A 12,805-nucleotide genomic window follows, 5' to 3' on the forward strand; every position below is an offset into this window, starting at 1 on the left:
GCTCCTCGGGCGGGGCCGGCCGGCCCGGCGCGGCCGGGCCGTGCCGGGCGTCCGAGCCCTCGTCGTACGCGTCCATTCCGCCCCGTTCCACGATCCCGGTCCGTCGTTCCGTCCGCCCGGCCGCGTGGGCGTCGTCGTACCGCCCGTGCGGCACTGCGCGGCGTCGGCACGGGCACGGTACTCAGGACGCCCACCCGGGCACAGCCCCTGTCCGCCGGTCCCGCCGTGGCCGTCGCCACACCGCGGAGGCCGACCGTACGGCGAACGCGACCGGTCGAAACCGCGGTCCCCCTGGTCCACAGGGGACCCCCGCAGGTTATCCACAGGGCGCCCCGGCCGGTCGTCCATGAGAGTGACACCCTACGGCGCCCTTCCGTACACCCATTCCCTTCTTCTAGAACCTGTTCTATCTTGACGCCCCGTCAGCTCACCGGGAACGCCGGAAGGACAGGCACCGTGGACTTCACCTTCACCGAGGAGCAGCAGGCTGCGGCCGAGGCGGCGCGGGGCGTGTTCGCCGGGGTCGCGCCCGACGCCGTGCCCAGCCCGGCCCTCACCCCCGGCGCCGTCGCCGAGACGTACGACCAGACCCTGTGGGCCACCCTCGCCGACGCGGACCTGCTGAGCCTGCTGCTCGACGCCCGGTACGGCGGGGCCGGCCTGGACGCCATCGCCTTGTGCCTGGTGCTGCGGGAGTCGGCGCGGGTCCTGGCCCGGGTGCCCCTGCTGGAGAGCAGCGCGGCAGCGGCGGCCGTCCAGGCCTACGGCGGCGAAGAGGCGAAGGCGGACCTGCTCGCCCGGGCCGGCCGGGGCGAGACCGTGCTGACCGTCGCCGCGCACGGCCGTACCGGCCACGACCCGGCCGAGCAGGCCGTGACCGCCCGGCAGGAGGGCGGCACCTGGGTGTTCGACGGGATCCAGACGGCCGTGCCCTGGGCCCACGACGCGGACGTCACGCTCGTCCCCGCGCACACCGGGACCGGCCGGACCGTGCTCGCCCTGGTGCCGCGCGGCCATGAGGGAACCGGCCTCGCCGAGCAGTTCTCCACCAGCGGCGAGCGGCTCGGCGAACTGCGGCTGGAGTCGGCACGGCTCGCCACCCGGGACGTGATCGAAACCGACGGGGCGTGGGAGTGGCTGCGGGACCTGCTGGCCACCGGGACGTGTGCGCTGGCCCTCGGCCTCGGGGAACGCGTGCTGCGGATGACCGGGGACTACACGAGCAAGCGGGAGCAGTTCGGGTTCCCCGTCGCGACCTTCCAGGCGGTCGCCGTGCAGGCCGCCGACCGCTACATCGACCTGCGTGCCATGGAGGCCACGCTGTGGCAGGCCGCGTGGCGGATCTCCTCCGGGGCCCCGGGACCGCTGCCCGCCGCCGGGGACGTGGCCGTCGCCAAGATCTGGGCGGCGGAGGGCGTACGCCGGGTCGTGCAGACCGCGCAGCACCTGCACGGCGGCTTCGGCGCCGACGTCGACTACCCCCTGCACCGCTACCACGCCTGGGCCAAGCACCTGGAACTGTCACTCGGCCCGGCCTCCGCACACGAGGAGGCCCTGGGCGACCTCCTGGCGACCCACCCCCTGGGCTGACGCGAACGGGCGGGTCCAAGCGGTCCAGCGGCCCAGGCGGTCCGTGCGGTCCGGCCCCACGGCCGTCACCCGTGCCGAGGGGCGGTCAAGCGGTTCCGTCGGTCAGGGGGTCCAGTCGGTCAGGGGGTCCAGTCGGTCAGGCGCTTCAGAGGACGAACCCCTGCTGCCCGTCGTCCGTCACGACCGGACGGCCCGCCGCCTCCCACACCTGCATACCGCCGTCGACGTTCACGGCGTCGACGCCCTGCTGGGCCAGGTACATCGTGACCTGGGCGGACCGGCCCCCGGAGCGGCAGATCACATGGACCCGGCCGTCCTGCGGGGCGGCCTCGGTCAGCTCTCCGTAGCGGGCGACGAACTCGCTGATGGGGATGTGCAGCGCCCCTTCGGCGTGGCCGGCCTTCCACTCGTCGTCCTCCCGGACGTCCAGCAGGAAGTCGCCGTCCTTGAGGTCCGCGACCGCGACCGTGGGCACACCAGCTCCAAAACTCATGCGTCCGACGCTACCGGAACCGGCCAGGACCCCGGCCGGGGCACGGCTCAGACCTGGCCATCGTCCTGCCCCTGCCCCTGGCCCTCTCCCTCGTCGAGCAGCGCGGCCAGCTCCGTCTCGCGCTCGGTGACCTGGGCGAGCAGCCCCTGCCCGATCTCGTCCAGGAGCCGGTCCGGGTCGTCCGGGGCCAGCTGGAGCATGTGGCCGATGGCGCTGTCCTCCAGCTCCCTGGCGAGCAGGCCGAGCAGCTCCTTGCGCTGGGCGAGCCATTCGAGGCGCGCGTAGAGCTCCTCGGCGCGGCTCGGGCCCCGCTTCAGCTCGGGCCCCTTGGCCCACTCCTCGGCGAGTTCACGCAGCTCGGCCTCGTCACCCCGGGCGTAGGCGGCGTTGACCCGCGTGATGAACTCCTCGCGCCGTGCGCGTTCCTTCTCCTCCTGCGCCAGGTCCGGGTGGGCCTTGCGGGCGAGGTCGCGGTAGAGCTTGCGGGCCTCCTCGCTGGGGCGGACCCGCTGCGGGGGCCGGACCGGCTGGTCGGTGAGCATCGCGGAGGCCTCGGGGAAGAGACCGCCGCCGTCCATCCAGCCGTGCAGCAGATCCTCGACGCCGGGGATCGGGGCGAGCCGCGCTCTGGCCTCCTCCGCCCGCTGCCGGTCCGCGGGGTCGCCGCTGCGGGCGGCTCTGGCCTCCAGGATCCGGGCGTCCAGCTCCTCGAGCCGGGCGTAGAGCGGACCGAGCTTCTGTTCGTGCAGCCGGGAGAAATTCTCGACCTCGACGCGGAAGGTCTCCACCGCGATCTCGTACTCGATCAACGCCTGCTCGGCGGCCCGCACGGCCCGCTCCAGCCGCGCCTCGGGCCGGGCGGCGTCGCCACCATCCTGCTCAGCTTCCGGGGTCGTCACCCGACCAGCCTAGGTGACGCCCCGGCCCCGCCCGCGCCCCGGCGGGCAGCCCCGGCCGGACGAATCCGGCGGACGGCGCCACATCCGATGCCCCAGCCGTGGCCGTCATCCACAACCGGCGATCCGCACCCGCAGCCCGCGCGACCCGCAAACCTCACAGAACCGGCAGCCCCCACCCGCAGCCCCCGCCTCCCGCAACCTCACAGAACCGGCAGCCCGCACCCGCTCCGAAACCCGCCGGCCCTACACCCCCACCTCCGCCGCGACCTTCCCCGCCCGCACCCCGGCCACCAGCTCCGCGTGATCCGCCTCGGTCCGGTCCGCGTAGGCCACGGCGAAGCCAGCCATCGCCTCGTCCAGCTCCTCGTTCTTCCCGCAGTACCCGGCGATGAGGCGCGGATCGGCGCTGTGGGCGTGCGCGCGGGCCAGGAGCGCGCCGGTCATACGGCCGTAGTCGTCCATCTGGTCGGCGGCCAGCGCGGCCGGGTCGACGCTGCCCTTGCGGTTGCGGAACTGGCGGACCTGGAAGGGGAAACCGTCGACCGTCGTCCAGCCCAGCAGGTTGTCGCTCACGACCTGCATCCGCTTCTGGCCCATCACGACCCGCCGGCCTTCGTGACCGGCCTCCGGCGCCTCGAAACCGGCCTTCACCAGATGCGGGACCAGCGCCGACGCCCGCGCCTCCTTCACCTGGAGCACCAGCGGCTCGCCCCGGTGGTCGAGGAGCAGCACGACGTAGGACCGGGTGCCGACACTGCCCGTGCCGACGACCCGGAACGCCACGTCCTGGACCGCGTACCGGGCGAGGAGCGGCAGGCGGTCCTCCTGGAGGGTGCCGACGTACTCCTCCAGGGAGGCCGCCACCGCCGCGGCCTCGGCGTCCGGGACCCGTCGCAGCACCGGCGGGGCGTCGACGAAGCGGCGCCCGCCGTCTTCGGTGGTCTCGGTCGACTTGGCCGCGAAGCGGCCGCTGGTGTTGTGGCGGGCCTTCTCGGAGACCCGCTCCAGCGTGCCGAGCAGATCGTGGGCGTCCGTGTGGGAGACGAGCTCCTCGTCCGCGATGGCGTTCCACGCGTCCAGCACCGGGAGCCGGGCCAGAAGTCGCATGGTCCTGCGGTAGGCACCCGCCGCGTCGTACGCCGCCTTGCGGCACTGATCCTCGTCGGCACCCGCCACCCGGCCCGCGAGCACCAGGGAGGTCACGAGACGCTTGAGGTCCCACTCCCAGGGGCCGGGCACCGTTTCGTCGAAGTCGTTCAGGTCGATGACCAGGCCGCCGCGCGCGTCGCCGTACAGACCGAAATTGGCCGCGTGGGCGTCGCCGCAGATCTGGGCGCGGATCCCGGTCATGGGCGTGCGCGCCAGGTCGTACGCCATGAGGCCCGCGGAGCCGCGCAGGAACGCGAACGGGGTGGCGGTCATGCGGCCGACCCGGATCGGGGCCAGCTCGGGCAGCCGCCCGCGACCGGACTCCTCGACGGCGCTCACCGCGTCGGGCCGGGACGCGTCCAGGTCGAGCGCTGCGTGCGCGCTGCGCGGGATCCGCTTGCGCAGGGCCTTGCCCTCGTCCTTGGGCGAGCCCTCGGCCGGCCATTCGGCGAAGCCACGCACCGTGGGCAGCCGGCGTGGCGCCCCGTCCCTCGCCGTGGCCCCGCCCTCGTCCTGAGCTCCAGCCCTGGTCATCCCGACCGCCTCCCCCGCACGCGCACGAACATCAACTCGTGCCGACCGTACAACCGGCGGCCGAAACGCGTCAGTCCCTGTGGACAACTCCACAGCTGTGGACAACCCGTGCCGAGCGCGCGCGGCGGTGGCGCCCTACGCCCTACGCCCCCGAAGACACAGACGGCACTGAAGGTGCTGAAGGCACCGAGGCCTCCACCGCCACGGCCGTCTCCTCCTCCGTCCGCACCTGCGCCAGCAACCGCTCGGCCCGGTCCACCGAGATGTCGAGCCGGGCCAGCACCGCGGGCACGGTGATGCTGGGCAGGAAGTGCTCGAACAGCACGACGACACGGCGCTCCAGATCCTGCCGCTGGCAGCGCAGCTGGGACAGCAGCTGCACCCCGGAGAAGCTGCCGACGAGCAGTTCCGCCGTCTCCGCCACGTCGACGTGTTGCAACAGCTCGCCGCGGGCCTTCGCCTCGGTCAGCAACTGCGTGTTCTGGTCGATCCACATCCGGAAGGCCGGGGTGCGGTCGAGATCCATGGCGCCCTGGTCGAGGGCGAGCCCCACGCTGGCCCGCACCAGCGGTTCGGACCGCAGCCGGCGGGCCATCACGAGACCGGAGTCGACCAGTTCCTGGAGCTTGCTGGACTGCGGCGGAAGCGCGATCGCGAGCTGCTCCTCGAACACCCCCACCGCCAGCTCCTCCTTGGAGCCGAAGTGGAAGTACAGCGCGCCCTTGGTGACGCCTGCCCGGTCCAGGATCTCGCCGATGGTCGCCGAGGTGTAGCCGCGTTCGTCGAAGACGGCCGCTGCCGCCTCCAGGATGGTCCGCCGGGTGCGGATCGCGCGCTCCTGTCGCGCCATCGGGTGCCTCCTGAGCTTGGTCGATCCCTGTGAAGTCGCTGTGTGGCGAGGGCGCGAGGGCCTGTCCCAGCGGCTTGGCTCACCCTTTGAAAAAAACCGGCTCGTCCGTATCTTAGTCACGCGTCGATCTCGGCCAGGCAGCCGATCCTGGGGGTTCTCATGCCGCAGACAGGGCCTTTGAGCGCACTCACGGAGGATCAGACCGGACGTGGGGGCCGTCCGGCAAACGGAACCGCTACGACCGTCGAGAACCCGCCACACCCTGCCGTCCCCCGGCAGCCGGCACCCCCGGGTTCCGCCACCGTGGAACCCGCACCTTCGCCGACCGCCTACGAGGAACCGGCGACCTCTGCGGCCGTCTCCGCGGAACCCGCACCTCCGCCGACCGCCTCCGCAGAACCCGCGACCTCGGCAACCGCCTCCGATAAGCCCACACCATCGCCGACCGCCCCCGAGACACCCACACCCTCGACGACCACCCCCGAGACACCCGCAGCACCCTCTCCCGTCACCGACCACCCCTCCACCCCCCACCAGCCCACCACCGCCGTCACTGCCGTCACTGCCGTCACTGCCGTCACCGCAGCACTCGCCCACCGCACCACCGAGACGGACGTCTTCCCCGCCCGGTGGACCCGAATCTCCGACACCCGCTTCCGGTTCACCGCACACTGGCCGGCCGCCCACCCCTTCTTCGGCCCGCTCGACGACCGGCACCAAGACCCGATGATCGTGGGCGAAACGTTGCGGCAGGCGTCGATGGTGCTGGCGCACGCCGAGTTCGGCGCTCCGGCCGACACCCACTTCGTCATGTGGGACCTGACGGTCGACGTCGACCCGGCCGCGCTGCTGCTGGCGGACGCCGCCGAGCCGGTCGAGATCGACGTCGTCTGCTCGGAGATCCGCCGCCGCGGCCGCGGACTGCGCAGCATGCGGACGACGATGGAGTTCCGCCGCGCCGGACGGTTCGTCGCCCGCGGCACCGGAAGCACCGGCTGCACCCCACCACGCGCCTACCGCCGCCTGCGGGCGGGCCGGTTGAACGCCTGGAACACACCGGTCCCCCTCCTGGCGGGCATAGCGCCGCAGGCCGCGGGACGTTCCCGCGCCGAGGACGTCGTCCTCGCCCCCGCCGACCGCCCCGGCGTCTGGATCCTGCGCGTCGACACCGGCCACCCGGTGCTCTTCCCCCGGCCCAACGACCACGTGCCCGGCATGGTCCTGTTCGAGGCGGCCCGTCAGGCCGCCGGCGCCGCGTCCGGCCTGCACCCCTTCCTGCCGAGCACGCTGACGGCCGAGTTCGCCCAGTACGCAGAGCTGCACAGCCCGTGCCGGATCGAGACCGAGGTCTTCGACGACCGCCCCGGGGAGGTGACCGTACGGGTTTCGGGGCGGCAGGACGGCGCGTCCGTCTTCACCGCGAGCCTGACCTCCGCCCGGCCGGCGCGGGTACGGTCCCGCTCGTGACGGTCAAGGTTCTGATCACGGGCGCGAGCGGCTTCGTCGGCAGCAGGGTCGCCGCCACGGCGCAACGGCAACCCGATGTCCACGTACGCCTGTTGTCCCGGCACGCGCCGCACGGCCCCGAGTACGTCCACGGCGACCTCTGCGCCCCGCCCTCCCTGCGCGGGGTCTGCGCCGACACCGACGTCCTGGTGCACTGCGCCACGAAGGTCGACGGCGACCCCGAGACCGTCCAGGCGGTCAACGACCACGGCACCCGCGCCCTGGTCGAGGAGGCCGTGCGCGCCGGAGTGCGCCGGATCGTGTACGTCAGCACGGCCGCCGTCCACGGCCGGGGCCCCTTCCCTGGCGTGCGCCCCGGCCAGGCGCCGATAGCGCCGGCGTCACCCACCAGCCGCACCCGGGCCGCCGCCGAACAGTACGTCCTGGACGCGGGCGGCCTGGTGCTGCGCCCGCACCTCGTGTACGGCGAGGGCGATCGCTGGGTGATCCCGGGACTGGTGTGGCTGATGAGGGAACTGTCGGCCACCCTGACCGGCTGCGAGGCGCTCCAGTCGATGATCGACGTCGACACCCTGGGCCGTGCGGTGGTGGCCGCCGCGCTCTCCCCCGCACCCGGCGGCGGTGTGCACCACGTCAGCCACCCCGAGCCGGTGGCGGTCACGGACCTGCTGGCCGCCGTGTCACGGGAGCTGGGGGAGCCCGGGGGCGGTGCGGCCGTGGACGTCGCCACCGCCCTCGACCGGGCCGCCGGGTCACCGCTCGCCCTCCATCACCTCGGCATGCTCACCGTGGACCACTGGTTCGTGGACGACGCGTTCTGGAAGGCCCTCGGCTGCTCGCCCGGTGAGGGGTTCGCGGCCGTGTTCAGCCGCGCGGCGCCCTGGTACCGCGCGTTCCTCGACGGCCGGAAAGTCCCCTGACCTCCTCCTGCTACGCCTCCCGCGAGCGCGCGCCCGGGTCCCGGCCGTGGAGCAGCACCGGCAGTTCCTCGTGGCCGGTGGAGATGATGGACCGCAGCCGCTTCGGCGGATGCGCCGGATCGGCCAGTGCCAGCCGCGGGAAGCGTGCGAACAGCGACGTCAGGGCCACGGTCGCCTCCGCCATCGCGAGCGGCCTTCCCAGGCAGTGGTGCACGCCGTGGCCGAAGGACAGGTGGTCGCGGCTGGTTGTGCGCGTGATGTCGAACCGTTCGGCGTCCGGCCCGTGCCGCTCGGGATCGCGCCCGGCACCGGCGAAGGAGACCACGAGCGGGTCGCCCCTGGGGATGGTCAGGCCCGGCTCGATCTCGATGTCCTCGACGGCGTAGCGCAGGCCCGACATGGCGCCCGGCGCCTCGAAGCGCAGCGACTCCTCCAGGGCGTCCTCCCAACTGGCCTGCCCGGTGCGGACGAGGTCGAGCTGGCCGGGGTGGGCGAGCAGGCTGTGCACGGTGTTGTCGATGAGGTTGACGGTCGTCTCGAAGCCCGCGGTGAGCAACAGGATGAGGTTGTCCATCAACTCCTGTTCGCTGAGGCTGCCTTCGTCGCGCGCGGCGATGAGCGCCGTCGTCAGGTCGTCGGCCGGGTGCTCACGCTTGTGCTGGAGGAACGCGGTCAGCGTGCCGTAGAGGTCGACGGCGTTGGCCTGGGCGTCCTCCAGGGAGATCGCCGTGTCGAAGAAGCGGCTGATGATGCGGTAGAGGGCCGCGCGGGGGCCGTCCTGGCCGGGTGGCACACCGAAGAGCTCGCACACCACCTCGTGCGGGACGGGCGCCGCGAACCCCGCCCGCAGATCGACGACTTCACCCTCCGGGATCCGCTCCAGGGCGTCCAGCGCCCGGTCGACGATGTCCTGGACACGCGGCAGCAGCGCGTCGACGCGGCGCTTGGTGAAGGCGGCGGCCATCGGCTTGCGCAGCCGGGTGTGGTCGGAGCCGTAGGCGGTGACCATGTTGCGCACCGAGACCCAGATGGCGAGCGGCCAGGTGCGGGAGATGTCCCCGTTGATCCAGGCCGGCCAGTGCTGGAAGGCGTCCTTGCTCGTCTCGGGTCCGGCCAGGAGCCGCTTGTTGAGCTCCAGGCCGGTGATCCACCACGCCCGTACGCCGCCGGGGAGTTCGACCTCCACGGCCGGGCCCTGGGCACGGATGCGGGATATTTCACCGTAGAGATCCTGACCTGACGGGTCGATCGACAGGAAGGGGCAGGCCTGCTGTGCCATGACTCATCGCTCCTTGGTCCAGAGGCTGGGGGACCATCGTGCGATCCGGGGCCGGAAAAAACTTGGCATCCGGTTTGTTTCGGCCACAGCTTCACCCGCTGTCGGCCAAAGGTGGATGACTACCGCAGCGCGAGCCCCGCCCTGCCCGCCTCCGCCTGTCCGTCCCGGACGACCGGCCCACGCCCCGACGGATCACTCCCCACCGGTTGGCCCCGCACTGGGTCGCCCGCCGGTTCGCTCCCCGCCGGATCCACCGCCCCGGCCAGCCGTGGCGCCGCCAGGCACGGCAGCAGCAGCCGCCACAGGTCGGTCAGCGAAGGCCGGGCGAGCCACTCGTGGTCCTCGCGCGCCAGCACCTCGATACCGGTCGTGGCGGCGAGGACGACGGCGCTGGTGCGCTGCGGCGTCACACCGGCGGCGAGTTCGCCCCTGCGCTCCGCCTCGTCCAGGAGCCCCTGCACGCACTCCCGCCACTCCCGGCGCAGGTCCCGCACCCGCCCGACGGCCCCTTCCACGTTCAGCCGCAGTCCCGCCCGCACCACGACGTCGGCGCACAGCAGCCGGGCGACGCGGTGCGTGACGTCCACGAGACGCTGCAGGGCGCAGCCGTCGTCGCCGTGACCTCGGACCGCCGCCTCGCGCAAGGCCCGGGCCGCGGCGTCCTCCACGGCCTCGGCGACGGCGGCCTTGTCGGCGAAGTGGAAGTGCAGCGCACCGGAGCTGACGCCGGCTCCCGCGCTGATCCGCGCCAGGCCGGCCCGGACGTACCCATGGGCCTCGAACTGCGCGGCCGCCGACCGGATCAGTGCGAGACGGGTCCGGACGGCCCGGTCCTGTTTGGTCACCCGTGGCTCCCCTGCAGGGCTCTGATGGCGACGCAATGAAACCAACTCCCTGGTTTATATACAACGCGTCGACGACTCAACGGTCCCCTCGCCCGTCTGCCGTCCCGGCTCCATCAGGCGGAGCGCCCGTAGACTGGAGACCAGGCCCGCCCGCACACGGTGGCCACCGGCGCCGGGCGGAACCCGAGGCGGCCACCGGGACGATCACGTCGAGCGCTCCGCGATCACCCCCCGGCGCGGGGCTCCCCGAGCCGCGGGCGCTCCGGCTCCCTCCGGCATCGAAGGCACCACCCGTCGCCACAAGTGCACAACCCACCTACCGCCTTCTCCGAGGTGCCGGGCGGCACCCCCCTCGACCGCACCTCGCACGCATCGCATCCGTACGGGAGCACTCATGCACCACCCGTCCGGCACCCCGGACGACGACTCCGGCACCCTGTTCGGGCTCGACGCCCTCGCCCCCGGCCCCGCCACCCCCGGCCCTGCCGCCTCCGTCGCGGACGCGTCCTTCCGGACCTCCGCCACGGCCCGCCGGCTGCTGCCCGTGCGGGAAATCTACGCCGAGCCCGCGGCCGCGGCGTCCCCGCGCGGGCGGCAGATCAGCGCCCGGTTCCCCGACGCGCGGGTGACCATGGTCGACTCCCACTGGCGTATCCCCGGGCTGCACGGCAACGAGGGCAACGCCGAGCGCTGGGTGCGCATCAAGGGGGAGACGCTGGTCCTGGGCGAGAAGAAGACCCTCACCACCCGCCCCAACGGCCGGTCGGCGGACTGGATCGCTCCCGGCCCGTCCAACGGTTGCGCCATGGCCTGCGCCTACTGCTACGTGCCCCGGCGCAAGGGATACGCCAACCCCATCACCGTCTTCACCAACATCGACCGGATCGTCGCCCACCTCGCGAGGCACATCGCACGGCAGGGGCCCAAGCCCGAGCCGAACCAGTGCGACCCCGAGGCGTGGGTGTACGACATCGGCGAGAACGGCGACTGCTCGGTGGACGCACTGATCTGCGACAACACCGCGGACCTCGTGCACGCCTTCCGGCAGTGGCCCACCGCCAAGGCGTCCTTCGCCACCAAGTTCGTCAACCCCGGCCTGCTGGCCCTCGACCCCCGCGGCCGCACCCGCATCCGGTTCTCGGTGATGCCGCCGGACGACGCCCGGCTGCTCGACGTGCGCACCTCGCCCGTCGCCGAGCGCATCGACGCCGCGGCGGACTTCCTGGACGCGGGGTACGAGGTGCACTTCAACCTCTCGCCCGTGGTCGTCCGCCCCGGCTGGCAGGACGCCTGGGCCGAGCTGCTCATCCACCTCGACGACGTCCTGCCCCCGCGGGTGAAACAGCAGGCCGCCGCGGAAGTGATCATGCTCACCCACAACCAGGAGCTGCACGAGGTCAATCTCGGCTGGCATCCCCGAGCCGAGGAAGCACTGTGGCGGCCTGAACTCCAGCAGGCCAAGCGCTCCGAGAACGGCGCCCTGAACATCCGCTACCGCAACGGGGTCAAGGCGGAGGCCGTGCACACCCTGCGCGCCCTGATCGACCACCACGCGCCCTGGCTGCGCGTGCGCTACGCCTTCTGAACCCCCAGGAGCGGCGCCGCCGCCGACCTCGCCGACGCAGACAGGCCCCGCCCGTGACTTAGCTCACGGGCGGGGCCTGCCGTTGGACCTGGCCGGGCTGTGTGATGTTTCACAACGACCCCGGAAACGAGGAACGGGTCTCTGCGGTGACTTCCGTCACCGCAGAGACCCGTGTCTCATGGTGCGCGAGGGGGGAGTTGAACCCCCACGCCCTTGCGGGCACTGGAACCTGAATCCAGCGCGTCTGCCTATTCCGCCACCCGCGCATTGGGTGTGTCCTGGGCGTCTGCCCCTTTGGGGCGGGCGCCTTCCGACACCCAGAACATTAGCACGCTGGAAGGGGTGGGTTCACATCCCTTATCCCCGCAGGCAGGGACCTCACCGAACCTTCGATGTCCCTGCCACGTATCAAGGCGTACCTGTTCACGTATCAACCTCGTACCGGTACCGGCCGTCTCCGCACGAGGGGGTCGGGGTCCACAGTCAGGTGCGGGACACTGGTCTTCCGCCGCCTCTACGATCCTTGTCAGGCATACACGAGGCGGTTACGCGCAGCAGTACCACCGGAGGAGTTCGAAGGGGAGCTCCACAGGGAACTTCGTCATGCGTCGACACCGTTGGCGGTGCTGACAGGGGGAACCAGCCGATCGAGCGGCGCGTGGATACGATCAGTAAGCAGTACCAGGCAAGCGGCCCGCAGGGCAGTGCACAGGACGGCAGCGACGGAGGAGGTGCCCCATGGGAGTCCTGAAGAAGTTCGAGCAGCGTCTCGAAGGTCTGGTCAACGGCACCTTCGCCAAGGTGTTCAAGTCCGAGGTCCAGCCCGTGGAGATCGCCGGAGCACTCCAGCGTGAGTGCGACAACAACGCCACCATCTGGAACCGCGACCGCACGGTCGTGCCCAACGACTTCATCGTCGAACTGAGCACACCGGACTTCGAGCGGCTCAGCCCCTACTCCGGCCAGCTCGGCGACGAGCTCGCCGGCATGGTGCGCGACTACGCCAAGCAGCAGCGCTACACCTTCATGGGCCCGATCAAGGTGCACCTGGAGAAGGCGGACGACCTCGACACCGGCCTGTACCGGGTGCGCAGCCGTACGCTCGCGTCCTCCAGCAGCCAGCAGGGCGGCCCGGCAGGCGGCACCGCCGCGCCCGCCGCCCCGCAGGGCGCCCGCCCCGGCGGCTACGGCTAC

The 12,805-nt window shown here is 72.5% G+C and carries 11 protein-coding genes and 1 tRNA gene; 5 read left to right on the top strand and 7 right to left on the bottom strand.

Going from position 1 to position 12,805, the window contains the following annotated elements:
• Positions 1–456 precede the first annotated feature (456 nt).
• Positions 457–1,590, top strand: coding sequence for an acyl-CoA dehydrogenase family protein (locus GTY56_RS19230; RefSeq protein WP_161366586.1), 1,134 nt, complete (start codon positions 457–459; stop codon positions 1,588–1,590).
• Between the two features lie 145 nt (positions 1,591–1,735).
• On the opposite strand, the gene GTY56_RS19235 is transcribed toward GTY56_RS19230, so the two are convergent.
• From GTY56_RS19235 to GTY56_RS19250, 4 genes are all read right to left on the bottom strand, one after another.
• On the bottom strand, positions 1,736–2,065 hold the full coding sequence (locus GTY56_RS19235) for a rhodanese-like domain-containing protein (protein WP_031137536.1): 330 nt from the start codon (positions 2,063–2,065) through the stop codon (positions 1,736–1,738).
• Positions 2,066–2,130: 65 nt separating this feature from the next.
• On the bottom strand, positions 2,131–2,982 hold the full coding sequence (locus GTY56_RS19240) for a hypothetical protein (protein WP_161366587.1): 852 nt from the start codon (positions 2,980–2,982) through the stop codon (positions 2,131–2,133).
• A 243-nt stretch (positions 2,983–3,225) separates the two neighbouring features.
• Positions 3,226–4,665: a DUF2252 domain-containing protein gene (locus GTY56_RS19245; protein WP_161366588.1), complete on the bottom strand. Its 1,440-nt coding sequence runs from the start codon at positions 4,663–4,665 to the stop codon at positions 3,226–3,228.
• Between the two features lie 142 nt (positions 4,666–4,807).
• The gene (locus GTY56_RS19250; protein WP_161366589.1) at positions 4,808–5,515 is read right to left on the bottom strand and encodes a ScbR family autoregulator-binding transcription factor; all 708 of its coding nucleotides are present in this window, start codon (positions 5,513–5,515) and stop codon (positions 4,808–4,810) included.
• A 303-nt stretch (positions 5,516–5,818) separates the two neighbouring features.
• Between GTY56_RS19250 and GTY56_RS19255 the strand changes: the two genes are divergently transcribed.
• Positions 5,819–6,982, top strand: coding sequence for a ScbA/BarX family gamma-butyrolactone biosynthesis protein (locus tag GTY56_RS19255; RefSeq protein ID WP_346345518.1), 1,164 nt, complete (start codon positions 5,819–5,821; stop codon positions 6,980–6,982).
• Complete coding sequence (locus GTY56_RS19260; RefSeq protein WP_161366590.1) at positions 6,979–7,902, top strand: NAD-dependent epimerase/dehydratase family protein; 924 nt, start codon at positions 6,979–6,981, stop codon at positions 7,900–7,902. The genes GTY56_RS19255 and GTY56_RS19260 overlap by 4 nt, the downstream gene beginning before the upstream one ends.
• A gap of 10 nt (positions 7,903–7,912) precedes the next feature.
• On the opposite strand, the gene GTY56_RS19265 is transcribed toward GTY56_RS19260, so the two are convergent.
• Both GTY56_RS19265 and GTY56_RS19270 read right to left on the bottom strand, forming a co-directional pair.
• Positions 7,913–9,181, bottom strand: coding sequence for a cytochrome P450 family protein (locus GTY56_RS19265; RefSeq protein ID WP_202510437.1), 1,269 nt, complete (start codon positions 9,179–9,181; stop codon positions 7,913–7,915).
• Between the two features lie 119 nt (positions 9,182–9,300).
• Complete coding sequence (locus tag GTY56_RS19270) at positions 9,301–10,026, bottom strand: ScbR family autoregulator-binding transcription factor (RefSeq protein WP_161366591.1); 726 nt, start codon at positions 10,024–10,026, stop codon at positions 9,301–9,303.
• A 394-nt stretch (positions 10,027–10,420) separates the two neighbouring features.
• On the opposite strand from GTY56_RS19270, the gene GTY56_RS19275 reads away from it, so the two are divergent.
• The gene (locus tag GTY56_RS19275; RefSeq protein WP_161366592.1) at positions 10,421–11,611 is read left to right on the top strand and encodes a spore photoproduct lyase family protein; all 1,191 of its coding nucleotides are present in this window, start codon (positions 10,421–10,423) and stop codon (positions 11,609–11,611) included.
• Positions 11,612–11,790: 179 nt separating this feature from the next.
• On the opposite strand, the gene GTY56_RS19280 is transcribed toward GTY56_RS19275, so the two are convergent.
• Positions 11,791–11,877, bottom strand: a tRNA-Leu gene (locus GTY56_RS19280).
• 472 nt (positions 11,878–12,349) lie between these two features.
• Here GTY56_RS19280 and GTY56_RS19285 point away from each other — a divergent pair.
• A partial coding sequence (locus tag GTY56_RS19285) for a DUF3662 domain-containing protein (RefSeq protein WP_161366593.1) occupies positions 12,350–12,805 on the top strand: 456 nt, incomplete at its 3' end.

The organism is Streptomyces sp. SID5643 (assembly GCF_009872555.1).
Classification (GTDB): Bacteria; Actinomycetota; Actinomycetes; order Streptomycetales; family Streptomycetaceae; genus Streptomyces; species Streptomyces iakyrus.